We start from the raw sequence: 24,124 nt of genomic DNA, 5'->3' as shown, positions 1-24,124 counted from the left end.
GGCTGCGCGGGGCGGGCCACGACCCACAGGAGCTCCATGAGTCACCCGCACCCCGACCTCACCCTGCCGCCGCCGCTCCCCGAGGGCGGCCTGCGGATCGTCCCGCTCGGCGGACTGGGGGAGGTCGGGCGCAACATGGCCGTGCTCGAGCACGCCGGCCGGCTGCTCGTCATCGACTGCGGCGTCCTCTTCCCCGAGGACCACCAGCCCGGCGTCGACCTGATCCTCCCGGACTTCGACTACATCCGGGACCGGCTGGACGACATCGAGGCGATCGTCCTCACGCACGGCCACGAGGACCACATCGGCGCCGTGCCCTACCTGCTGCGCCTGCGCCGGGACATCCCGCTTGTCGGCTCGCAGCTGACGCTCGCGTTCGTCGAGGCGAAGCTCAAGGAGCACCGCATCACGCCCGTGACGCTCCCCGTCCGCGAGGGCCAGGTCGAGCAGCTGGGCGTGTTCGGCTGCGAGTTCATCGCCGTGAACCACTCGATCCCCGACGCGCTGGCGGTCGCGGTGCGCACCGCGGCCGGGACCGTCCTGCACACCGGCGACTTCAAGATGGACCAGCTGCCGCTCGACGGCCGCATCACCGACCTGCGGGCGTTCTCCCGGCTCGGCGAGGAGGGCGTCGACCTGTTCATGGTCGACTCCACGAACGCCGAGGTGCCCGGCTTCGTCACGCCCGAGCGCGAGATCGGGCCCGTGCTCGACCAGGTGTTCGCCGAGTCGACCGGGCGCGTCGTCGTCGCGTCGTTCGCCTCGCACGTGCACCGCGTGCAGCAGGTCATCGACGCCGCCGTGGCGAACGAGCGGAAGGTCGCCCTCGTGGGGCGGTCGATGGTCCGCAACATGGGCATCGCGGCCGAGCTCGGCTACCTGAAGGTGCCCGACGGCGTCCTCGTGGACCAGAAGCAGATCGAGAGGCTCGCCGACGACCGCGTCGTGCTCATGTGCACCGGGTCGCAGGGCGAGCCGATGGCGGCGCTGTCGCGCATCGCGAACAACGACCACAAGGTGACCGTCGGCCCCGGCGACACGGTCGTGCTCGCGTCCAGCCTGATCCCGGGCAACGAGAACGCGGTGTTCCGGGTCATCAACGGGCTCATGCGGCTGGGCGCGCGCGTCGTGCACTCGGGCAACGCCAAGGTGCACGTCTCCGGCCACGCGAGCGCCGGCGAGCTCCTGTACTGCTACAACATCCTGCGGCCGCGCAACGTCATGCCCGTGCACGGCGAGGTGCGCCACCTCATCGCGAACGCGGCGCTCGCCGTGAAGACGGGCGTGCCCGCCGACCGCGTCGTCCTGGCGGAGGACGGCGTCGTCGTGGACCTCGTCGACGGGCGCGCCCGCGTGGTCGGCGCCGTGCCCTGTGGGTACGTCTACGTGGACGGGTCGAGCGTCGGCGAGCTGACCGACGCGGAGCTGAAGGACCGGCGGATCCTCGGCGACGAGGGGTTCGTGTCGATCTTCGCGGTCGTGTCGTCGCAGGACGGCAAGGTGCTCGCGGGTCCGCAGATCCACGCCCGCGGCGTGGCCGAGCAGGACGAGGTCTTCGAGGAGGTCCTGCCGCAGCTGACGGCGGCCCTCGAGGACGCCGTGCGCACGGGCGCGACCGACACCCACCAGCTGCAGCAGGTGATGCGCCGCGTCGTGGGCCGCTGGGTGTCGAACCGCCTGCGGCGCCGGCCGATGATCATCCCCGTCATCGTGGAGGCGTAGCCGGAGCGCAGCGGACGGCGGGGGTGCTCCGCGGCTGAGCCCGGGGCCCGCCGGCGGCAGGTCACCCGGCGACACGGCGCGGGCAGCAGGGGGAGCGGCGCCCGGGCGGCTACCGTGAGGACCATGGCGACCCGTACGACTCCGACCCCCGCGCGCTCGGCGCGCGCCGGCGGCTCGACGTCGTCGCGGGGCACCACGCGCGGCGGCTCGGCCCGGCCCGCCGGTCGTGCACCGGCCCCGCCGCGACAGCCCGCCCTCCCGCTGCGCATCGTGCGTGGCATCTGGATGAGCGGCGCCCACGTGGTGGGCGGCACGGCCCGGCGCATCGGCCGCGGCGCGCGCGACCTGGACCCGGCGCACCGCCGTGACGGCATCGCGTTCACGCTGCTCGCGCTGGCGGTCGTCGTGGCCGCCCGCGAGTGGTGGGACCTGTCCGGCTCCGCCGGTGACGTGGTGCACAACGTCGTGGCGGGCACGTTCGGCGTGGTCGGCGTGGCCGTCCCCGTCGTCCTGCTCGGTCTCGCCGTGCGGCTCATGCGGCACCCGGAGCGGGCCCAGGCGAACTCCCGGATCGGCATCGGCCTCGCCGCCATCACGGTCGCCGTGTGCTCCGTCGTGCACATCGCGCAGGGCCGGCCCGGCACGGACCAGATGCCCGCCATCCGGGACGCGGGCGGGATCGTCGGCTTCGGCGTCGGCACGCCGCTCGCGACGCTGCTGACCCCGGTCGTCGCGTGCCTCCTGCTCGGCATCCTCGCGTTCTTCGGCGTCCTCGTGGTCACCGCGACGCCCGTGCACCAGATCGGCCCGCGCCTGGCCGCGCTGTACCGCAGGCTCACCGGCCAGCACGAGGCCGAGCCGGCGGCGGAGGACGAGGACGCGCCGCTCGTGATCGAGGCGCTGCACAGCGCGCGACCGGAGCCCGTGGCCAGGCCGAAGCGCACCGCGCGGCTCCTCGCCCGCAAGCCGCGCGCCGACGAGCCCGCCGACCCCGACCCCGACCGGCTGGACGAGTACGTCGGGGACGAGGCGTTCGAGCGGGCCGCGGTCGTCGACCGCACCGCCGGTGCCGCGGCGCCCGACGTGCTCGACGACGACGCGCCCACGGCGCGCCTGGACCCCGCACCACCGACCGCACCGACCGCGGCCGTCGCGGCGGTCGGCACCGACCTCGAGGCGCCGCGGCCCACGGGTGTGCCGCGCGGCGAGCAGCCGATGCTCGAGGGCGACGTCGTCTACGTGCTGCCCACCGAGGACGTGCTCGCCAAGGGCGCCCCCCACAAGGTGCGCTCCGCCGCGAACGACCGGGTGGTGGACTCGCTCACGAACGTGCTCGACCAGTTCCAGATCGACGCGCAGGTCACCGGCTTCACGCGCGGCCCGACCGTCACGCGGTACGAGGTCGAGCTCGGCCAGGGCGTCAAGGTCGAGCGCGTGACGGCGCTGAGCAAGAACATCGCCTACGCCGTCGCGAGCGCCGACGTGCGCATCCTGTCCCCGATCCCGGGCAAGTCCGCGATCGGCATCGAGATCCCCAACACGGACCGCGAGACCGTGGCGCTCGGTGACGTGCTGCGCTCGAGCGCCGCCAAGCGCACCGAGCACCCGATGGTCATCGGTGTCGGCAAGGACGTCGAGGGCGGGTACGTCGTCGCGAACCTCGCGAAGATGCCGCACCTGCTCGTCGCCGGTGCGACCGGCGCCGGCAAGTCGTCCTTCGTCAACTCGATGATCGTGTCGATCCTCATGCGCTCCACGCCGGACGAGGTCCGCATGATCCTCGTCGACCCCAAGCGCGTCGAGCTGACCCTCTACGAGGGCATCCCGCACCTCATCACGCCCATCATCACGAACCCGAAGAAGGCCGCGGAGGCCCTCGAGTGGGTCGTGAAGGAGATGGAGGCGCGCTACGACGACCTGGCGATGTTCGGGTACAAGCACATCGACGACTTCAACGCCGCCGTCCGGATCGGCAAGGTCAAGCCGCTGCCGGGGTCCGAGCGCAAGATCGCGACGTACCCGTACCTCCTGGTGATCGTCGACGAGCTCGCCGACCTCATGATGGTCGCGCCGCGTGACGTCGAGGCGTCGATCCAGCGCATCACGCAGCTCGCGCGTGCTGCCGGGATCCACCTCGTGCTCGCCACCCAGCGTCCCAGCGTCGACGTCGTCACCGGCCTCATCAAGGCGAACGTGCCGTCGCGGCTCGCGTTCGCGACGAGCTCGCTCACCGACTCGCGCGTCGTGCTCGACCAGCCCGGCGCCGAGAAGCTCATCGGTCAGGGCGACGCGCTGTTCCTGCCGATGGGCGCCGCGAAGCCGATGCGCACCCAGGGCGCCTGGGTCGCCGAGTCGGAGATCCACGCGGTCGTCGAGCACGTCAAGACCCAGCTCAAGCCGACCTACCGCGAGGACGTCACGGTCCAGGCCGTGAAGAAGCAGGTCGACGACGACATCGGCGACGACCTCGACCTGCTGCTGCAGGCCGCCGAGCTCGTCGTCACCACGCAGTTCGGCTCGACCTCGATGCTGCAGCGCAAGCTCCGCGTCGGGTTCGCCAAGGCGGGCCGGCTCATGGACCTGCTGGAGTCGCGGGAGATCGTGGGCCCCTCCGAGGGCTCCAAGGCGCGCGAGGTGCTCGTCCAGCCGGACGACCTGCCGGGCACGCTGGCGCTGCTGCGGGGCGACCCCGGCGGTCCGGCCGACGCCGGCGCGGACGACCACGAGGAGGACGACGCCGGGCACGGGCCCGGCGTCGACTGAGCGGACGTGGAGCCCGGCTCGATGGCGCCCCTCGGGGTGGCCAGCACCGTGATCGCCGTCGTGGCGGTCGTCGCGCTCGTGGCCGTGCTCGTCCTGCTGCACCGCGAGCGTGCCCAGCGCCGGCGGGCGACCGACCTGCTCGGCACGGCGCAGGAGCTGCGCCGTCGGTACGACGCCCTGCAGGCCGTGACGCGCGAGGGCGTGCTCGTGCAGTCCGAGGACGGTCGCGTGCTCGACCTGTCGGACCGGGCGGCGGCGATCCTCGGCGTGGACCGCGCCGACGTCCTCGGCCGGCGCGTCGCCGACCTGCCGGTCGCACTGGTGGACGAGCGGGGCATGGCGGTGAACCCCTGCCTGGTGCTCGCCGTGCGGGGCGACGGCACGGGTCCGCAGGTCGTCGGCGTGGTCCGCCCCGGTGCCGGCGTGCGGCCGCGGCTCGTCCGGGTGGACGCGCGGCTCGTGCCGCAGGGCGACGGCGCGGCACCGGCGGTGCTGACCACGCTCGTCGACGTGACGGTGCGCCGGGAGGTCGAGGAGGCCCTGTCCCGCAGCGAGACCCAGTTCCGCGTCGCCATGGAGAACGCGCCGATCGGCATGGCGCTCGTCGACCTGGAGTGGCGCATCACCGAGGCGAACGTGGCGCTCGCCGAGCTGCTCGGCACGCACGCCTCTGCGCTGCGCGGCTACCGCCTCGACGAGCTGACCGCGCCCGAGGACCGCGCCGCCCAGCGGCTGCAGCTCGACCGGCTGCTGGGCGGCGAGCAGCACCGGTTCTCGCTCGAGATGCGGTGCACGCGCGCCGACGGGCACCTCGTGTGGGTCGTCCTCGACGTGGCCCTGGTCCGCGAGCCCGACGGCCGGCCCGACCACCTGGTGGTGCAGGTGCGGGACGCGACCGAGTCCCGTCTGCAGGCGGAGATGCTGACGCACCGTGCGATGCACGACCCGCTCACGGGGCTCGCGAACCGCACCCTGCTGCAGGAGGTGCTCCAGGCGGCGCTCGAGCAGCCGGGGGCCGCCGACCGGACGGCCGTGCTCGCGTGCGACCTCGACGGGTTCAAGGAGATCAACGACCGCTACGGGCACGCAGCCGGCGACGACCTCCTCGTGCACGTCGCCGGCGTGCTGCGCGCCGCGACCGGCACGAGGGGCACCGTCGCGCGGCTCGGCGGCGACGAGTTCGTCGTCGTCGTCCAGGACCAGGACGCCGCGAAGGCCGTGTTCGAGGTCGCGAACCAGATCCACGCCGGCCTGCGCGAGCCGATGCGCGTGGGACGGCGGCGCACCCCCGTCGCCGCGAGCGTGGGGGTCGCGCTCGCCGACGCGTCGCTGGTCGAGGCCGGCGCGCCGACGTTGCTCGCCGCCGCGGACACCGCCCTGTACCGGGCGAAGGGCGCCGGGCGCGGCCGCACCGAGGTGTACGACCCCTCGATGGGCCTGTCGACCGCGACGACGTTGCACCGCGAGCTCGTCCGCGCGGTGGAGGAGGACCAGCTCGTCGTGCACTACCAGCCGATCGTCGACCTGTCGGACGGGCACGTCGTCGGGTACGAGGCCCTCGTGCGCTGGCAGCACCCGTACCGCGGGCTCCTGCTGCCGGGTGCGTTCCTGCCGCACGCGCAGGAGGCCGGCGTGTCGGTCGTGCTCGGACAGCTCGTCGCGGCGCGCGTCGTCGACTTCCTCGCACGGACGACGGACGACGGGCGGTGGGTCTCGGTCAACGTGTCGGCGGACCAGCTCGGGGACGGCGAGCTCGCGACGCGCCTGCTGGCCGAGCTCTCGCGCCACCGCGTGGCCCCGGGCCGCCTCGTCCTCGAGCTGACGGAGTCGAGCCTCGTCGCGTCGGGCACGCGCATCCGGCACGAGCTGACGCAGCTGTCGGCGGCGGGCGTGCCGATCCTCCTCGACGACTTCGGCACGGGCGTCTCGCCGCTGTCGTACCTGCGCGACCTGCCCGTCGCGGGTGTGAAGCTGGACATGTCGTTCACCTCCGGCATCCCGCACGACCCGACCGCCGGCAAGGTCGTGCGAGCGCTGGGCGCGCTCGCGCGCGAGCTGGCCATGGTGACGATCGCGGAGGGCATCGAGCACGAGGAGCAGGCCGACCACCTGCGGCGCAGCGGCTGGCGGTACGGGCAGGGCTGGCTGTACGGCGCGGCGCAGCCGATGGGCTGACCGGCGGCCCGCGGGTCGGCAGCCGCCGGCCGTGACGCGGGACGAGGTGCACCGGGCGCGTGCCCCGGCCCGGCGCCGCGGGCGGGCGCACGCCGCGCACGGCCCTAGGCTGTGTCGCGTGGTCGACGTCGCTGCCTCCGTGTGGACGCCGGCGAACGTGGTCACGATGCTCCGTATCGCCGTCGTGCCGGTGTTCGCCGCCGTCCTGCTGCTCGACGGCGGGCACACCACGGGCGGGCGCCTGCTGGCCGCGGCGCTGTTCGCGGCCGCCGCGCTGACCGACCGCCTCGACGGGTGGCTCGCCCGCCGCTCCGGGCAGGTGACCGACCTCGGCAAGCTGCTCGATCCCATCGCGGACAAGCTCCTGATCGGCACGGCCCTCGTGCTGCTGTCGTGGCTCGGCGAGCTCTGGTGGGGCGTGACGGCCGTGGTCCTCGTCCGCGAGCTCGGCATCACGGTGATGCGGTTCTTCCTGCTGCGGTACGTCGTCCTGCCCGCGTCGCGCGGCGGCAAGCTCAAGACGGTCCTGCAGTCCGTCGCGATCGGCATCTACCTGCTCCCGCTCGACGCGCTGCCCCTGGTCGTGGGCGTGCTCGCGGCGCTCGTCATGGCGGCCGCCGTGGCGATCACCCTCGTGACGGGGATCGACTACGTGCGCACGGCGGTCCGGATCCGCCGCGCGGCCGGCGTGCCTCCCGCCGCGGGGCTGTGAGCCGGGTGCCCACGCCGGTGCCCGGGCCCGCAGCGGCGCCGCACCTGCTCGACCTGCTCGCGGCGCGCGGCTGGACGCTCGCCGTCGCCGAGTCGCTGACCGGGGGACAGGTGACCGCGACCCTCGTCGACGTGCCCGGCGCGTCGGCCGTCCTGCGCGGCGGCGTCGTCGCGTACGCGACCGACCTGAAGGCGTCGGTGCTCGGTGTGGAGGCCGCGCTGCTGGCGGCGCGGGGGCCCGTGGACGCCGGTGTCGCGCGCGCCATGGCCGACGGCGTGCGCGCGCGCCTGGCCGCCGACGTGGGGCTGGCCACGACGGGCGTCGCGGGCCCCGGCGCGCAGGACGGCCACCCGCCGGGCACCGTGCACGTGGCCGTGGGCACGCCCGCCGGCACCGTGGCCCGGTCCCTGCGGATCGGGGGAGACCGCGCGGCCGTCCGCGCCGGGGCGACGGCGGCCGTCCTCGAGCTCGCGGTCGAGGTGCTCGGGCCCGGTCCCGCGGGCGGCTGACGCACCCCCGCGGACCGGCGGGGGTCGGGGCGGCGTCGCTGCCGGGCCCACCGGTGCCGTGCGCTGAGAGCCCCCTGAGAGCCGGGCCGGGCCACGTGACACCGGGAACAAGCGGCGCCACCGGATGCGTTGGGAAGGACGTGATGAGCACTCGACCGCCTCTGCGCGGAGCCGACGCTTTCCACGGTGGTGCGCGGTACGGTGGTCATCTCCCCGCCGCGCGCCGGCCGGGGGTGGCAGCAAGGGCGGCGGCCACGGCCGTCGCCACCAAGGGGACGGGGACGCCCACGGCGCTCCCGTCCGGTGACCGAGGACGAGACGTGAAGGGGGGAGCCCAGATGGTCGTCCTGCGACGAGAGATCGGTGACGTCCTGCGTGACGCGCGCCAGCGCCAGGGCCGCACCCTGCGTGAGGTCTCCTCGGCCGCCCGTGTCTCGCTCGGGTACCTGAGCGAGGTCGAACGCGGGCAGAAGGAGGCGTCGTCCGAGCTGCTCAGCAGCATCTGCGACGCGCTCGACGTCCCGCTGTCCCTCGTCCTGCGTGAGGTCAGCGACCGCGTCGCCGTCGCCGAGGGCCTGCTGGTCCCCGACACGGTGCCGGCCGACCTGGCCGCCGCGGTCGACGGACCGTCGGACGCCGGCTGGGCGCTGTCCCGGTCGGAGCTCGCCCCCGTCGGCTGACGGGGTCTCAGGCCCCCGGTCGCACCGGGACCTGCACCGCGCGCCCGCGCGCCTGACACCGCGGGCACCAGAACACGGGGCGCTGCATCGGCGGCACCCCCACCTCGTCGCGGCGGATCGGTGTGCCGCAGCGGACGCAGGGCCGCCGGTCGCGGCCGTGGACGACCTCGACCGGGCGGCCCGTCACGACGGAGCGGCGCATGAGCTCGCGCGCCGTCCGCAGGATCCGGGCCGGGTCGTCGACCGCGTCGGCCGGTGTGAAGGGCCACCACCGCTCGACGAAGAGCGACTCGGCCATGAAGATCGTCCCGATCCCCGCCACGACCCGCTGGTCGAGCAGGAGCTCGCCGACGGGTCGGCCACCCTGCGCCGTCCACCGCCGCAGGGCCTCCTCGATGCCCGGCGCCGGCAGGTCGTGCACCGGCGCCCCGCCGACCGGCACCCCCGGCGTGGTGTCGAAGTCCTCGTCCAGCACGTCCGGCCCGAGGTGCCCGACGAGCGTGCGCTCGTCCCGCGTGCGGACGACGTCCAGCATGCCGATCAGGTAGCCCATCGCGGTCCACTGCTCGTCGGCGAGGAGTGCGCGCAGCCGTGTCGAGCGTCCGGCGGCCCGCGGTTCGGCCGTGGGGGCCACCCGCCAGTAGCCGTCCATGCGCAGGTGCGTGTGCAGGGTCGTGCCGTCGTCGAACCGTGTGAGCAGGTGCTTGCCGTAGGGGCGCGTGCCCAGCACGGTGCGCCCCCGCAGGTCGACCGCCGCGGCGGTGGGCCAGCGCAGGTCCGAGCGGACCAGGCGCCGCCCCGCGAGCGCGTGGTCGAGGCGCGCCGCGGTGCGCCGCAGGACGTCACCCTCGGGCATGGTGCACCCCCGCGTCGGTCACGACGCCTGCAGGCGCAGGCCGCGCGGCGTCGTGACGAAGCCGGCGCCCGTCAGCGCGGTCGCGCCCGGCGAGGACAGGACGTCGCCGGAGAGCACCTCCGCGCCGTCGATCCGCCCCACCGTGAGCCGTCCGGCGCGCCGGCGCCGCGCCGCGTCCACGAGTGCGTCGGCGGCCGCGGCCAGCACCGCGGCGTCGTCCGAGAACGTCAGCAGCGTGCGGCCCCCGCGCTCGAGGTAGAGCACCAGTGCCCCGTCCACGAGGACGACCAGGGCGCCCGCCTTGCGCCCCGGGCGGTGCCGGACCGTGGCCGGCTGCGGCGGGTCCGGCCAGGCGAGCGCCGCACCGTACGGGTTCGCCGGGTCCGTCGCGGCGAGCACGACCGCCCACGGCCCGGGTCCCTCCGACCCCCGGGGCGACGCCGGTGGTGCGGACGGGTCCCACACGTCGGGGCCCGCCGGAGCCGACCAGGCCGGGGCGGGCACCTCCTGCCACGGCAGCAGCGCGCCGATCTCCCCGGTCGTGCCCTCGCGCCGGAGCGTCGCGCGCTCGCGCGCACGGTCGACCACCTCGGCGTCGACACGCAGCCGGTCGACCGCGCCGGGCAGCGCGAACTGCGAGCCGCCGAGCCGCTCGACGAAGTAGCCGCGGCGCACCTGACCGGACTGCTCGAGCGCCGACAGGACGCGGTACACGTCGGTGAACCTGCCGGCGACCTGCTCGGCGGGCGCCACCGCGCGCGTGAGCACGCCGTGCCGGTCGAGCAGCTGTGCGGCGAGCGCGTGGGCCCGGACCGTGGGGTCGGGCTCGCGGGCGGGCAGCAGGGACCAGCGCCCCGCGCCGGCGCCCGACGCGGCGGCCGGCCCGACGGCACGAGCGCCGCCGACCGACAGCCCGCCGCCGGTCGGCGTCATGCCGAGCCGGGCGCCGGCGCGCAGGCCCAGGCGGGGACGCAGCGGGCGCCCGCGCGCGGGGGCCGACCGGGTCCGGTGCGCCGTGCTGCCCGTGCCCAGCCACGCGCGCAGGGGACCGAGCCCGTCGTTGGTGACGCGCCCCGCCCACACGAGGTCCCACAGCGCGTCGAGCACCGCGGAGGCACCGGGGGCCGCGTCCGTGTCGTCGGCGGGCAGCCAGAGCGCCGTCACGCGCTCGACCACGGGGCCCAGGAACCACGCACCGCCGCCCTCCAGCGCGGCCAGCACCGCGCGGTGCACCGGCCCCGACGCCGGCGCGTCCGCGGCGTCCAGGTCCACGACCGGCGCGAGCGTGAGGTCCGCGACGGACGTCGGGTGCAACGACACGAGGCCGTCGTGCCCGGCGAGCGCCGCGTGCCCGGCCCACAGCACCTCGCCCGCCGCCGTGAGCTCGTCGAGCATCGCCGGCGCGTAGTCCGGGACCCGCGCGGGCAGCACGTGCGTCTCGAGGGCGGAGGCGGGGACCGCGAAGCCGGCGAGCTGCTCGACGGCACGCGCCACGGCGTCGACACCGCGCAGGCCCGAGCCGCCGCCGGCGCGGTGCCCGCTCGGCTGCACGCCCTGCCACCGCGGCAGGAACACGCCCATGGCCTGTGGGTCCACCGGCTCGACCTGCGCGCGCAGCGCCGCCAGCGAGCGCCGCCGCAGCGTGCGCAGGACGTCGGCGTCGCAGAACTCGTCGCCGGTGCCGCCCAGCACGTCGGGGCGCAACCGGCCCTGGACGAGCACGCCCTGCACCTCGAGCCGCCGCAGCGTCTCGGTGACGACCGCGACGCCGAGCCCGAACCGGGCCGCGACGGCCGCGGCGGGGAACGGCCCGTGCGTGCGCGCGTGCCGGCGCAGCAGGTCGCCCAGGGGGTCCGGCAGCACCTCGGTGAAGACCTCCGGCACGCCCACGGGCAGGGCCACGCCGAGTGCGTCCCGCAGCCGGCCGGCGTCCTCGACGGCCGCCCACTGGTCGGCGCGCTCGGGCGGGAGCCCGCCGACGCGCACGCGGATCGCGCGGCGTGCCGCCGCCAGCTCGTCCAGCCACGCGGCCACGTCGGCACGGGCCTCGGGCCGCGTGCGGGCCCCGACGTCGGCGGCCGTGAGCGGTCCGTGCCGGCGCAGCACGTCGGCGACCTGCTCGAGCGTGCCCGCCTGCCGGTCCGGTGCGGTGCCGGACAGCTCGGCCTCGGTGCGCTCGACCGCCTCGGGGTCGAGCAGGTCGGCGAGCTGCGACTCGCCGCCCTGGCCCAGCAGCTCCGCGAGCAGGGTCGGGTCGAGCGTGAGCGCGGCGGCGCGCCGCTCGGCGAGCGGTGCGTCGCCCTCGTAGAGGAACTGGGCGGTGTACCCGAACAGCAACGACTGCGCGAAGGGACTCGGGTGGGGCGTCGTCACCTCCACCACGCGCACGCGGCCCGAGCCGATGTCGCGCATGAGCGTGGCGAGGGCGGCGGTGTCGAAGTCGTCCTGGAGGCACTCGCGCACCGCCTCGAGCAGGATCGGGAAGTCGGGGTACCGGGACGCGACGGCCAGCAGCTGCGCCGAGCGCTGGCGCTGCTGCCAGAGCGGCTGGCGGCGGTCCGGCCGGCGCCGCGGCAGCAGGAGGGCGCGGCCGGCCGCCTCGCGGAAGCGCGCCGCGAACATCGCCGACGCGCCGAGCTCGTCGCGGACCGAGGAGACGACCTCGTCCGGGTCGAGCAGCAGGTCGTCCAGGCGGACGGCCGGCCCCTCCGCGGACATCGGCGCGTCGCCCCACGGGTCACCGGCCCCGTCGAGCAGGTCGGGGAGGCGCAGGACGATGCCGTCGTCGGCGTGCATCACCGCGGCGTCGACGCCGTACCGCTCGCGCAGGCGTGCGCCGAGCACCAGCGCCCACGGTGCGTGCACGCGGGCGCCGTACGGCGAGTGCAGGACGATGCGCCAGTCGCCCAGCTCGTCCCGGAAGCGCTCGACCACCACGACGGTGTCGCTGGGCACCTGGCCGGTGGCCTCCTGCTGCTCGCGCACGTACGCCAGCAGGTTGTCGGCGGCCCACGGGTCCAGCCCGGCGCCCTCGACGCGCGCGCGGGCGCCCGCCGGCGGCAGCGCCAGCACCTCGCGGACCCACGCCCCGACCGCGCGCCCGAGCTCCGCCGGCCGCCCCGGCGCGTCGCCCTTCCAGAACGGCAGCCGCCCCGGCACGCCGGGGGCCGGCGTGACGAGCACGCGGTCGGGCGTGATGTCCTCGATGCGCCACGTGCTCGACCCGAGCGTGAAGGTGTCGCCCACGCGCGACTCGTAGACCATCTCCTCGTCCAGCTCGCCGACCCGCTTGCCACCGCGCAGCCGCCCGCCGGTGCGCTCGGCGTCGGCCGGCACGTCCGACCCGCCGCCGTCGCCCGCGAGGAAGACGCCGAACAGGCCGCGGTCGGGGATCGTGCCCCCGCTGGTGACGGCGAGCCGCAGCGCGCCCGGCCGTCCGCTGAGCACGTCCCGCACGCGGTCCCACACGACGCGCGGGCGCAGCTCGGCGAACTCCTCGGACGGGTACCGGCCCGCGAGCATGTCGAGCACCGCGCGCAGCGTCGCCTCGCCGAGCGTCGCGAACGGCGCGGCGCGGCGCAGGACCCGTCCCAGGTCGTCGACCGACCAGTCCTCGACCGCGACCATCGCGACGACCTGCTGCGCGAGCACGTCGAGCGGGTTCGTCGGCACGTGCAGCGCCTCGAGCTCGCCGGTCCGCATGCGCAGCGCGGTGACGGCGGCGGGCACGAGCTCGCCGCGGTAGGTGGGGAAGACGACGCCGTGCGAGACCGCGCCGACCTGGTGCCCGGCGCGCCCCACGCGTTGCAGGCCGCTCGCGACCGACGGCGGCGAGCCGACCTGCACGACGAGGTCGAGGGCGCCCATGTCGATGCCGAGCTCGAGCGAGCTCGTGGCGACGACGGCCGGGAGCCGACCCGCCTTGAGCTCCGACTCCGTGCGCGTGCGCTCGGCGCGGCTCATGGAGCCGTGGTGCGCGCGGGCCACGATCGTGGCCGCGTCGCGCGTGTCGACGCCCACGGCCGTGCCGCTCTGCGCGGGCGCGGCCGCCGGCTGCAGCGTCCCGGGGTCGGGCAGGTCCACGCCCTGCCGCTCGGCCCACACCTCGTTGATGCGGGCGGTCAGCCGCTCGGCGCCGCGGCGCGAGTTGGTGAAGACGAGCGTCGAGCGGTGCGCCGCGACGAGGTCGACGACGCGCTCCTCGACGTGCGGCCAGATCGACGCGCGCGGCGTGCGGTCGGCGCGTCCGCCGAGGTCGCCCTCACCGAACCCGCCGTCGTCCGCCGCGCCGGCGGGGCCGCTGTCGCGCGCCGCGGACGCGAGGTCGCCGAGGTCGGGCACCGGCACGACGACGTCGACCTCGATGACCTTCTGCGACGGGGGCTGCACGACCGTGACGCGGCGGCCGCCGTCCGCGGGCGTCCGTGCACCGCCCAGGAAGGTCGCGACCGCGTCCACCGGGCGCACGGTCGCGGACAGCCCGACGCGCTGCGCCGGCCCCGGCCCGCCCTCGCGCTCCAGGAGCGCGTCCAGGCGCTCCAGCGAGAGCGCGAGGTGGGCGCCGCGCTTGGTGCCGGCGACCGCGTGGATCTCGTCGAGCACGACGGTCCGCACGCCCGCCAGCCCGGCGCGCGCGGCCGAGGTGAGGACCAGGTAGAGCGACTCGGGCGTGGTGATGAGGATGTCGGGCGGCGTGGTGGCGAACGCGCGGCGCTCCGCCGGCGGCGTGTCGCCCGTGCGGATGCCGACCGTGACCTCGGGCAGCTCGCGCCCCCGGCGGGTCGCGGCCTGCCGGATGCCGACCAGCGGCGAGCGCAGGTTCCGCTCGACGTCCGTGGCCAGCGCCTTGAGCGGTGAGACGTACAGCACGCGGCAGCGCTGCACCGGGTCCGGCGGCGGCGCGTCCGTCAGGAGCCCGTCGAGCGCCCACAGGAAGGCCGCCAGCGTCTTGCCCGAGCCGGTGGGCGCGACGACCAGCGCGTGGTCGCCGCCCGCGACGGCCTCCCACGCACCCGCCTGCGCGGCGGTGGGCGCCGCGAACGCGCCGGTGAACCAGTCGCGCGTCGGGGCGGAGAAGCGGTCGAGCACCACCGGGCCATTGTGGTGCCCGGGTCCGACATGCGCGCGGGGCGTCCTCCCGCGCCGCTGCGCGGCGCGTGCGGTGGCAGTCTGGGGGCGTGAGGTACCGCGAGCTGACCGACCTGGTCGACGACGTGCTCGGTCCCGTCCAGGGGCGCCTGATGATGGACGAGCTGGTCCTGGACGCGCTCGGCAACCGCACGGGCGCGCAGGCGCTCGCGGGGGGCGCCGAGCCGCGCGCGGTGTGGCACGCGCTGTGCGACGCGCTCGACGTGCCCGAGGCGCAGCGCTGGGGGAGCGACACGCACCGGCAGGCGCCCCCGCGCCGCGCGGGCCGCTGAGCGACGTGCCGGGACCGCGGCCCGCCCCGGTCCCCGGCACGAGCGCGTCGTCGCGGCGGCGTTCCCGGACCCGGTTCGCGGACGTCGCGGACGTCGCGGAGGTCGCCGTCGCGGTCGGGACGACGGCCGTCGGCCTCGGTGTCGCGGTGGCGCTCGTGGACGACGTCAGGATCACGAGCCCCTGGGCGCTGCTCCTCGCCGCCGCGGCGGTGGGCCTGGGCGCCCACCTGCTGGCCGGGCCCCTGCGGGCCTTCGCCCGGGTCGCCGGCGCGGGCGGTGCGCTCGTCGCCGGCCTGGCCGCCCAGGTGCTGGTCGTGGGCGCGGCGCTCACGCTCGTCCCTGGTGTCACCGTCACGTCGGTGTGGTCCGTGCTGGCGGTGCTCGCCGTCACCGCGGTGGTGATGGCCGCGGGCCGGTGGGCGTGGGGCGCGAGCGACAACGCGTACGTCGTCGCGGACCTGGTCCGTCGCGCGCGGCGTCGAGCGCGCCGCGGCGACGTGCCGGCCCTCGACGCCGCCGACGGCGACCGACCGCCAGCGGGCGTGCTGCTCGTCCAGCTCGACGGTGTCGGCCTCGACGTCCTGGAGCTCGCCGTCGACGCCGGTCTGGCCCCGACGGTGCAGCGGTGGGTGGAGGAGGGCACGCACCGCCTCCGGCCCTGGTGGGCGAGCGTGCCGTCGACCACCCCGGCCTCGCAGGCGGGCATCCTGCACGGTGCCGCCGACGCGATCCCGGCCTTCCGCTGGTGGGACCGCGACCTGCGCCGGCTCGTCGTGACGAACCGGCCGGACGACGCCGCCCTCGTCGAGGAGCGGCTGACGGACGGGCGCGGGCTGCTGGCGGGCGGCGGGACCGCCGTGTCCACGATGTTCTCCGGCGACGCTGCGTCGTCGTACCTCGTCATGAGCCGCGGTCGCCGGCACGGGCTCGGTCCGGGCCCGGGGTACGTCGGCTTCTTCGCGCGTCCGTTCGTCCTCGGCCGCGCGGTCGTCCTGACGGTCGGCGAGGCCGTCAAGGAGCTGTACCAGGCCCGGCGCCAGCGCGTGCACGACGTGCGCCCGCGGGTGTCCCGTGGCGGCTGGTACGTGCTGCTGCGCGCCGTCACCAACGTGCTGCTGCGCGACCTCACGACGTCGCTCGTGGCGGACGCCCTCGTCCGCGGCGACCCCGTCGTCTACGTCGACCTCGTCGACTACGACGAGGTGGCGCACCACGCCGGCCCGACGCGGCCGGAGTCCCTCCGCTCGCTCGAGGGGCTGGACCAGGTGCTGCGCCTGCTCGAGCAGGTCGCGGACGCCGCGCCGCGCGCCTACGACGTCGTGGTGCTGTCGGACCACGGCCAGGCGCTCGGCCCGACCTTCGAGGAGGTGGAGGGCCGGTCGCTGCTGGCGACCGTGCGCGCCCTCATGGCCGAGCCGGGCGCCGCCGGCGTGCAGAGCGCGGGCGGTGAGGCGTGGGGGCCGCTCAACGCGCTGCTCACGAGCGTGCGTCGCACGGGGGACCCGGTGGTGCTCGGCCCCGACGCCGGCGACGACCGTGCCCGCGGCCGCGCCGGGGCGCCGGCGGGAGACGACGGTGGGCACGGCCGCGGGCACGGCAGCGGGCACCGCAGCGGGCACGGCAGGGTCACGGGCTCGGGGCGGGACGTGCCGGACGTCGTCGTGGCCGGCTCCGGCAACCTCGGGCTCGTCTGGTTCCCGGCCCACGACCGGCGCCCGGTGCTGGAGGAGCTGGCGGAGCGGTGGCCGGCGCTGGTGCCCGGGCTCGCGGCGCGTCCGGGGGTCGGGCTCGTCGTCGCGGACTCGCGCGGTCACGGACTGGTCGCCGTCGGCCGCGACGGCGTGCGGGCGCTCGAGGCGGACGGCGACGACGGCGCGGGGGCCGACCCGCTGGCGGCGTACCCCGCACGTGCGCGGTCGGACCTGGTGCGGGCCGCGCGCCTCCCGGGCTCCGGCGACCTGCTGCTCGTCTCGGCCGTGGACCCGCGCGGCCGGGTGCACGCCTTCGAGGGGCAGGTCGGGTCGCACGGCGGGATCGGCGGCCCGCAGAACGGCGCCTTCCTGCTGCACCCGGCGGCGTGGGAGGTCGACGACGCGCTGTGCGGGGACGTCGACGGCGCACGCGTCCTCGTCGGCGCGGACGCCGTCCACCACCAGCTCGTCGCGTGGCTGCGCGCCTGCGGGGCACGGTCATGAGCCTGCGGCTGCGGTGGCTCGGGCACGCGACGGCGGTGCTGGACCTCGGCGGCGTGCGCCTGGTCACCGACCCCCTCCTGCGTCGCCGGGCCGGGCTCCTGCAGCGGCGGGGCGGTGCGCCGGACCCGGCCCACTGGCGCGGCGCCGACGCCGCGCTCGTGTCGCACCTGCACCACGACCACGCCGAGCCCGGGTCGCTGCGGCTGCTCGGCCCGGTCCCCGTGCTCGCCGCACCGTCGAGCGCGCGCTGGCTGGTGCGCCAGGGTCTGGCCGGCACCGGGGTGCGACCGGGCAGCTGGTGGACCGCACCGGGCTCCGACGTCCGGGTGCGCACCGTGCCCGCCGAGCACGGGGACCGGCCGATGCCGCACCGGCCCAACGTCGCGACGGGGTTCGTCGTGCGCGGCGGGGGTGTCACGGTGTGGTTCGCCGGGGACACGAGCGCGACGCCCGAGCTGGCGCGCGTGCCCGAGCTCGCGGGCGCCGGCGTCGACGTCGCGCTGGTCCCGGTCGGCGGGTGGGGGCCGCGGCTCTCCGGGGGCCACCTCGACCCGGTGCAGGCGGCGCGCGTCTGCGCGCTCGTGGGTGCGCGGGTGGCCGTGCCGGTGCACTGGGGGACGCTGCACGCGCCCGGGGGGCGCCACCTGCCGGCGGGCTGGATGGACCGCGCCGGCCCGGCGTTCGCGGCGGCGTGCCGGCGCTGGGCGCCCGGCTGCGACGCGCGGGTGCTCGAGCCGGGGGAGGCGACCCGGGTCGACACGCCGCGGTGAGGCGGGTCGCGCCGGATCGAACAGGTGTTCGGTACGCTGTACGCAGGTGACGACGACCGAGCCGTCCCCAGCCCCACGCGGCAGCCCGTCGCGTGCAGGGGTCGGGGGCGTCCGGCCGGGATGTCGGTGGTCGGGCATACCGTCGCCTGCGACACAAGGACCAGTTCCCGCAGGTGCAGCGCGACGCTGCTCGACACGACGAGGTAGACATGCCCGCTCCGGACCGCGCCAAGGCCCTCGAGGCCGCTCTCGGCCAGATCGACCGCCAGTTCGGCAAGGGATCGGTGATGCGCCTCGGTGACGAGGGCCGCGCCCCGGTCGAGGTCATCCCCACCGGCTCCGTCGCCCTCGACGTGGCCCTGGGCATCGGCGGCCTCCCGCGAGGCCGCATCATCGAGGTCTACGGGCCCGAGTCCTCCGGCAAGACGACCGTGGCTCTCCACGCCGTCGCGAACGCGCAGAAGGCCGGCGGCATCGCGGCGTTCATCGACGCGGAGCACGCGCTCGACCCCGAGTACGCCAAGAAGCTCGGCGTCGACACCGACGCCCTCCTCGTCGCCCAGCCGGACAACGGCGAGCAGGCGCTCGAGATCATGGACACGCTGATCCGCTCGGGCGCGATCGACATCGTCGTCATCGACTCGGTCGCGGCGCTCGTGCCCAAGGCCGAGATCGAGGGCGAGATGGGTGACTCGCACGTCGGCCTCCAGGCGCGCCTGATGTCGCAGGCGCTGCGCAAGATCACCGGTGCGCTCAACGCGTCGGGCACGACGGCGATCTTCATCAACCAGCTGCGCGAGAAGATCGGGGTGTTCTTCGGCAGCCCCGAGACGACGACCGGTGGCAAGGCGCTCAAGTTCTACGCCTCGGTGCGCATGGACATCCGTCGCATCGAGACCCTCAAGGAGGGGACCGAAGCGGTCGGCAACCGCACGCGCGTCAAGGTCGTGAAGAACAAGATGGCCCCGCCGTTCAAGCAGGCGGAGTTCGACATCCTCTACGGCCACGGCATCTCGCGTGAGGGCTCGCTGATCGACCTCGGCGTCGAGCACGGGTTCGTCCGCAAGTCGGGTGCCTGGTTCACCTACGAGGGCGACCAGCTCGGCCAGGGCAAGGAGAACGCGCGCCGGTTCCTGCGCGACAACCCCGACCTGGCGGACGAGATCGACAAGAAGATCAAGGAGAAGCTCGGCATCGGGCCGCGCGTCGACGCGCCCGCCGAGGTCGACTTCTGAGCCGGCGCACGGGCGACGGGGCGGGCCCACCCGCGGCGGGACGACGCCGCGGGTGGGCCGCTCCCGAGCCGCCCGAGGGTGGCAGCGCGGCACCCGAGCCGGAACCGGACCATGAGTCCGTGGCGCGGGCGGTCGTCCTGCGCCTGCTCACGGGTGCGCCGCGCAGCCGTGCGCAGCTCGAGCAGGCGCTCGCGAAGCGTGACGTCCCGGAGGGCGTCGCCGCACGGGTGCTCGACCGCTTCACCGACGTCGGGCTCGTCGACGACGAGGAGTACGCGCGGACGCTCGTGCGGTCCCGCCACCGGGAGCGCGGGCTGTCGCGACGTGCGCTCGGTACGGAGCTGCGGCGCAAGGGCATCGACGACGAGACGGCCGCCGCCGCGCTCGAGGAGGTCGACGGGGACGACGAGGTGCACGCCGCGCGCGAGCTCGTCGCCAAGAAGCTGCGCACCACCGCCTCGCTCGCGACGGACGTCCGCGTGCGCCGCACGTACGCGGCGCTCGCACGCAAGGGGTACCCGCCGGGTCTGGTGGGCGGCCTCGTGCGCGAGGCCCTGGCGGCCGAGGGCGCCGACGACGAGGGCCCCGCCTGGTCCGACGCGGAGAGCTGACCGCACCCTGCCGCACCTGCTGCACCTGCTGCACCTGCCGCACCTGCTCCACCTGGGCGCGGCGTGAGCGGGCTGCGACGCGGCCCGCTCGCGCCCGGAGCGGGCGCGACACCGCAGGTCCGGGGCGCGCGCACCGGTGCGGCGTGCCGGAGCGGTCCCCGCGCTGCGCGACAATGGGTGCACCGTCGGCGCTCTGCCGGCCGTTCCGGGAGGGCACGTGGAGCAGGCAGCGATCGTCATCGTCGTGGGGCTGCTCGGCGCGTGCCTCGTCGCGCTCATGCTCGTCCTCGTCGCACGGCGGGAGGCCGACGCCCGGCGCCGGCAGGCCGCGGAGGACGTGGCACGGATCAAGGACGAGGCGCGCGCGCTGCTGGCGGACGCCGAGCGGCGGCAGCAGCGCATCGCCGACCGGGAGCGCGAGCTCGCGGGGGAGCGGTCCGAGCTCGGCGAGCTCGAGCGCCGGACCCGCGCGCAGGCCGACGCGCTCGCCGAGGCGCAGCGCGCGGGCGCCCGCACGGTCGACAAGGCCGAGCGGACCGCGGCCCGCACCCTCGCCGACGCGGAGCGAGCCGCCAACGAGCGGCTCGCCACGGCGCGCGAGCAGGCACGCCAGGAGCTCGAGGCCGTCGGCGGGCTCACGCAGGACGAGGCCCGTGCGGAGCTGACGCGTCGCATCACCGAGCAGGCCGCCAACGACGCCGCCGCCCAGGTCCGCCGCGCCGAGGCGGGCGCGCGGCGCACGGCCGACGCCCGCGCGCGTCGCATCGTCACCGCGGCCGTGCAGCGCCTTGCCGTCCCGACGAGCGCCCAGCACGTCGTGACGATCCTGCCGCTGCCGTCCGACGAGATGAAGGGCCGCATCATCGGCAAGGAGGGGCGCAACATCCGCCACTTCGAGGCCCTCACCGGGGTCAACGTCCTCATCGACGAGACGCCCGACTCGGTCGTCCTGTCCTCGTTCGACGCCGAGCGTCGCGAGGTCGCCCAGGTCGCGCTCGAGGCGCTCATGGCCGACGGCCGCATCCACCCGCAGCGCATCGAGGCGGCCTACGCGGAGGCGCTCGCCGGTGCCGACGAGCGGCACGACGCCGCGGGCCACGACGCCGCCGAGCGGGCGGGCGTCGACGGCCTCCACCCGGACCTCGTCCGCACGATGGGCCGCCTGCGGCTGCGCACGTCCTACGGCCAGAACGTGCTGGAGCACCTCGTCGAGAGCGCCCTGGCCGCGGCCGTCATGGCCGCGGAGCTCGGCGCGGACGTCGACGTGGCCCGCCGCGGCGCGTTCCTGCACGACGTCGGCAAGGCCCTGACCGCCGAGGTCGCGGGCACCCACGCCGCGGTCGGTGCGGACCTCGCGCGCCGCTGCGGCGAGTCCGACGCCGTCGTCAACGCGATCGCCGCCCACCACGACGAGGTCCCCGCGGCGACCGTCGAGGCGGTGCTCGTGCAGGCGGCCGACGCCGTCTCGGCCTCGCGTCCCGCCGCCCGGCGCCAGGACGTGGACCAGTACGTCGAGCGCATGGGCAGCCTCGAGGCGCTCGTGGCAGGCCACGACGGCGTCCGGCGCGCCCTGGCGATGGCGGCCGGCCGGGAGGTGCGGGTGGTCGTCGAGCCGGACGAGGTCACGGACCGCGACCTGCCGCAGCTCGCCACCGCCATCGCGCGGCGCATCGAGGCCGATCTCACCTACCCCGGGGAGATCAAGGTGACGGTCGTCCGCGAGCTGCGCGCGAGCGCCACGGCCGGCTGACGCCACGGCCGGCTGACGCCGCGCGCGCGTCTCCGCGGTCCGCCGTAGACGCCGCCGCAGCCGCGGACGCCGCTCAGCGCGGTACGGCGCCCTCCGGATCGAGCCCCGGCGCGCCGTCGCCCGCGGCCGCGGCGAGGGCCGGGGGCGTCGCGGTGCGCAGCGACCGGCCCTGCAGCCGCATCGCGAGGCGCGACAGCGTGATGTTGACCGCCAGGTACACACCGGCTCCGACGACGAACAGCGCGACGACGGACGCGTTGCCGAAGAAGTACGTGTTGTTCTGGATGACCTTGAGCAGCTCCTGGTAGCCGACGATGAAGCCGAGCGAGGAGTCCTTGAGCAGCACGACGAGCTGGGCGACGAGGCTGGGCAGCATGGTGCGCAGCGCCTGCGGCAGGAGCACGAGTCGCAGGGCCTGCCCGCGCGAGAGGCCGACGGCGAGCGCGGCCTCGGTCTGCCCCTTCGGCAGCGAGGCGAGGCCCGCGCGGACGATCTCGGCGATGATCGCCATGTTGTAGACGACGAGCCCGAACACCACCGCGCGGAACGCGTCCCAACCGAACGCCAGCAGGGCGAACAGCATGACGAGCAGCACGGGCAGGCCGCGGAAGAGCTCGATGACGACGGTCGCGAGCCAGCGCAGCGGGGCCACCCGGGTCGTGCGCAGGACGGCGAGGACCAGGCCCAGCAGGAGCGCGAGCGGCGCGGCGACCACGGCCGCCCGCAGGGTGGCCCCCAGGCCGTCGACGAGCAGGTTCCTCCACACGGCGGACGCGGTCTGGCCCATCGGCGGGTCGTAGAGCACGGCCCACCGCTCGGCGGTGAAGATCCCGCGGCCGGCGGCGTACCAGGCGGCGACCCCGAGCAGCGCGAGGACGAGGACGCCGGCGACCACGGAGGCGATCCGCTCGCGTCGCCGCGTGACCGGGCCGGGCGTGTCGTACAGGACCGAGCTCATCGCGCGAACGCCACCCTCCGCTCGAGGACCCCGGCGAGCTGACCCGCGGGGATCGTGATGACCAGGTAGCAGATCGCGACGCCGACCAGGATCATCACGACGTCGGCGGGGTTGCTCTGCGCGAGCCGGCGCCCGGTGGCGACCAGCTCCACCACGGCGAAGCCCGCCGCGACGGACGTGTTCTTGGTCAGGGCGATGACCACGTTGATCAGCGGGGGGATCACCGACCGCACGGCCTGCGGCAGCACCACGGACGTCAGCGTCTGGCTGAACGTCAGCCCGATGGCCCGGGCGGCCTCCGCCTGCCCCACGCCCACGGAGTTGATGCCCGAGCGCACGGCCTCGGCGACGAACGCCGACGTGTACGCGGTGAGGCACAGGACGGCCGCCCAGTAGCCGATCGGCACGACCGGCCCGAACTGCGGCAGCACGATCACGGTGAAGAAGAAGATCAGCGTGAGCGGCATGTTCCGCAGCAGCTCGGTGTACACCGCCGCGGCCCGCCGCAGCGAGCCGAGCGGCGCGACGCGCATGGCCGCGACGACGAGCCCGATGACCAGCGCGCCGGCCCCCGCCACGAGCGTGAGCTGCAGCGTCATGCGGAAGCCGGCGAGGTACGCCGGCGCGTTGTCGACGATGACCGTGGGGTCCACGCACGTCCTCCGGGTGGTTCGGGGAGCCGGCGCGCGGCTCGGTCAGCGGCCGACGCGAAGAAGTCGGCGGGTCGGTCGGCGGGTCGGTCGGCGGTCGTCGGCGGGGACCGGTACCCGCGCGGGCCGGCACGAGGTGCCGGCCCGCGCGGACCACGGGCGCGGGGCGCCCGTGGGGCTTCAGTACCGGTCGACGGCCGGCGGCTCCGGCGTCTCGAGCACCGAGCCGACGGTGCTCTCCCACGCCTGCTCCCACGAGCCGTCCTCGTAGGACTCCTCGAGGACGTCGTTGATCCAGTTGCGGAACTCGGTGTCCTCGAGCGCGAGCCCGATGCCGTACGGCTCCTTCGTGAAGGCGTCGCCGCGGACCTCGAGGTCGTCGTTCTGCGCGGCGAAGCCCGCGAGGATGACGTTGTCCGTGCTGATCGCGTCGACCTGGCCGTTGCGCAGCGGCTCGATGCAGTCGGAGTAGGCCTGCAGGGCCTGGACCTTCGCCTCGGGGTAGTTCTCGAGCAGGTTCTTCTCGGGCGTGGAGCCGGAGACGGTGCAGACGCTCTTGCCCGCGAGGTCGTCCGGGCCCTGGATGTCCTCGTCGGACTTCAGCGTGAGGATCGACTGCCCGGCCTCGTAGTACGGGCCCGCGAACGACACGACCTCCTTGCGGGTGTCGTTGATCGTGTACGTCGCGACGACGATGTCGACCTGGCCGGACTGGATGAACTGCTCACGGTTGGCCGAGATCGTCTCGACCCACTCGATGTCGTCCTCGGCGACGCCGAGCCTCTCCGCGACGATCTTGCCGATCTCCACGTCGAAGCCGGTGGGCGTGCCGTCGGGGCCGACGAGCCCGAACAGGGGCTGGTCGAACTTCGTGCCGATCGTGATGCCCTCCTCGGCGAGGCGGGCCATGGTCGAGCCCTCGGGGAACTCGGCGGCCGCTGTCGGCGTGCTGCCCCCCGCGGCTCCGTCGGTCTCCTCGGCCCCGCCGGCGTCGCCGCCCGAGCAGGCGGCGAGGGCGAGCGTGGACGCGGACAGCAGGGCGATGAGCCCGGTGCGAGCGGATCGCATGTGCATCTCCTTCGGTCGCGGTGGCGCGGGTGGCGCCGCCGGTCGGGGCG

General features: G+C 75.9%; 17 protein-coding genes. 12 read left to right on the top strand and 5 right to left on the bottom strand.

Annotated elements, in window-relative coordinates; translation table 11 throughout:
- The first annotated feature begins 36 nt into the window (after positions 1-36).
- From E5225_RS10585 to E5225_RS10560, 6 genes are all read left to right on the top strand, one after another.
- Entirely contained in the window at positions 37-1,722 is a 1,686-nt protein-coding gene (locus E5225_RS10585) for a ribonuclease J (RefSeq protein WP_135972521.1), read from the top strand.
- Between the two features lie 123 nt (positions 1,723-1,845).
- Positions 1,846-4,485 carry an FtsK/SpoIIIE family DNA translocase gene (locus tag E5225_RS10580; RefSeq protein WP_135972520.1) on the top strand — a complete coding sequence of 880 codons (2,640 nt, stop codon included), beginning with the start codon at positions 1,846-1,848 and terminating at the stop codon, positions 4,483-4,485.
- 6 nt (positions 4,486-4,491) lie between these two features.
- Entirely contained in the window at positions 4,492-6,660 is a 2,169-nt protein-coding gene (locus tag E5225_RS10575) for a putative bifunctional diguanylate cyclase/phosphodiesterase (protein ID WP_243738119.1), read from the top strand.
- A 118-nt stretch (positions 6,661-6,778) separates the two neighbouring features.
- Positions 6,779-7,372, top strand: a complete 594-nt coding sequence (pgsA, locus tag E5225_RS10570; protein WP_243738118.1) for a CDP-diacylglycerol--glycerol-3-phosphate 3-phosphatidyltransferase — start codon at positions 6,779-6,781, stop codon at positions 7,370-7,372.
- A gap of 17 nt (positions 7,373-7,389) precedes the next feature.
- On the top strand, positions 7,390-7,881 hold the full coding sequence (locus tag E5225_RS10565) for a CinA family protein (RefSeq protein WP_135972519.1): 492 nt from the start codon (positions 7,390-7,392) through the stop codon (positions 7,879-7,881).
- A 338-nt stretch (positions 7,882-8,219) separates the two neighbouring features.
- Entirely contained in the window at positions 8,220-8,561 is a 342-nt protein-coding gene (locus E5225_RS10560) for a helix-turn-helix domain-containing protein (protein ID WP_135972540.1), read from the top strand.
- A gap of 7 nt (positions 8,562-8,568) precedes the next feature.
- Here E5225_RS10560 and E5225_RS10555 read toward each other — a convergent pair whose 3' ends face one another.
- Both E5225_RS10555 and E5225_RS10550 read right to left on the bottom strand, forming a co-directional pair.
- A complete protein-coding gene (locus E5225_RS10555) occupies positions 8,569-9,417 on the bottom strand; it encodes a DNA-formamidopyrimidine glycosylase family protein (protein ID WP_135972518.1) in 849 nt (282 codons plus the stop codon).
- An 18-nt stretch (positions 9,418-9,435) separates the two neighbouring features.
- The gene (locus E5225_RS10550; RefSeq protein ID WP_135972517.1) at positions 9,436-14,508 is read right to left on the bottom strand and encodes an Lhr family ATP-dependent helicase; all 5,073 of its coding nucleotides are present in this window, start codon (positions 14,506-14,508) and stop codon (positions 9,436-9,438) included.
- Positions 14,509-14,594: 86 nt separating this feature from the next.
- On the opposite strand from E5225_RS10550, the gene E5225_RS10545 reads away from it, so the two are divergent.
- The 6 genes from E5225_RS10545 (at position 14,595) to rny (ending at position 21,398) form a co-directional block, all read left to right on the top strand.
- Positions 14,595-14,837, top strand: coding sequence for a DUF3046 domain-containing protein (locus E5225_RS10545; RefSeq protein WP_135972516.1), 243 nt, complete (start codon positions 14,595-14,597; stop codon positions 14,835-14,837).
- 5 nt (positions 14,838-14,842) lie between these two features.
- Positions 14,843-17,032, top strand: a complete 2,190-nt coding sequence (locus E5225_RS10540) for an alkaline phosphatase family protein (RefSeq protein WP_135972515.1) — start codon at positions 14,843-14,845, stop codon at positions 17,030-17,032.
- Positions 17,002-17,802 (top strand): MBL fold metallo-hydrolase, encoded by an 801-nt coding sequence (locus E5225_RS10535; protein WP_341765564.1) that lies wholly within the window; start codon positions 17,002-17,004, stop codon positions 17,800-17,802. The genes E5225_RS10540 and E5225_RS10535 overlap by 31 nt, the downstream gene beginning before the upstream one ends.
- Before the next feature lie 209 nt (positions 17,803-18,011).
- Entirely contained in the window at positions 18,012-19,037 is a 1,026-nt protein-coding gene (gene recA, locus E5225_RS10530) for a recombinase RecA (RefSeq protein ID WP_135972514.1), read from the top strand.
- Positions 19,038-19,156: 119 nt separating this feature from the next.
- Positions 19,157-19,648: a regulatory protein RecX gene (locus tag E5225_RS10525; RefSeq protein ID WP_341765563.1), complete on the top strand. Its 492-nt coding sequence runs from the start codon at positions 19,157-19,159 to the stop codon at positions 19,646-19,648.
- A gap of 217 nt (positions 19,649-19,865) precedes the next feature.
- Positions 19,866-21,398: a ribonuclease Y gene (gene rny / locus E5225_RS10520; protein ID WP_135972512.1), complete on the top strand. Its 1,533-nt coding sequence runs from the start codon at positions 19,866-19,868 to the stop codon at positions 21,396-21,398.
- Positions 21,399-21,471: 73 nt separating this feature from the next.
- Here the strand turns inward: rny and E5225_RS10515 are convergent, their stop codons facing one another.
- The 3 genes from E5225_RS10515 to E5225_RS10505 all read right to left on the bottom strand — a co-directional run bounded on the left by E5225_RS10515 (position 21,472) and on the right by E5225_RS10505 (position 24,074).
- On the bottom strand, positions 21,472-22,356 hold the full coding sequence (locus E5225_RS10515; RefSeq protein ID WP_135972511.1) for an amino acid ABC transporter permease: 885 nt from the start codon (positions 22,354-22,356) through the stop codon (positions 21,472-21,474).
- Positions 22,353-23,009, bottom strand: coding sequence for an amino acid ABC transporter permease (locus E5225_RS10510; RefSeq protein WP_135972510.1), 657 nt, complete (start codon positions 23,007-23,009; stop codon positions 22,353-22,355). Before E5225_RS10510 ends, E5225_RS10515 begins: the two co-directional genes overlap by 4 nt.
- Positions 23,010-23,186: 177 nt before the next feature.
- Positions 23,187-24,074: a glutamate ABC transporter substrate-binding protein gene (locus E5225_RS10505; protein ID WP_135972509.1), complete on the bottom strand. Its 888-nt coding sequence runs from the start codon at positions 24,072-24,074 to the stop codon at positions 23,187-23,189.
- Positions 24,075-24,124 lie beyond the last annotated feature (50 nt).

The organism is Cellulomonas shaoxiangyii (genome assembly GCF_004798685.1).
GTDB classification, from domain to species: domain Bacteria; phylum Actinomycetota; class Actinomycetes; order Actinomycetales; family Cellulomonadaceae; genus Cellulomonas; species Cellulomonas shaoxiangyii.
This window is presented reverse-complemented; position numbering and strand designations above follow the sequence as displayed.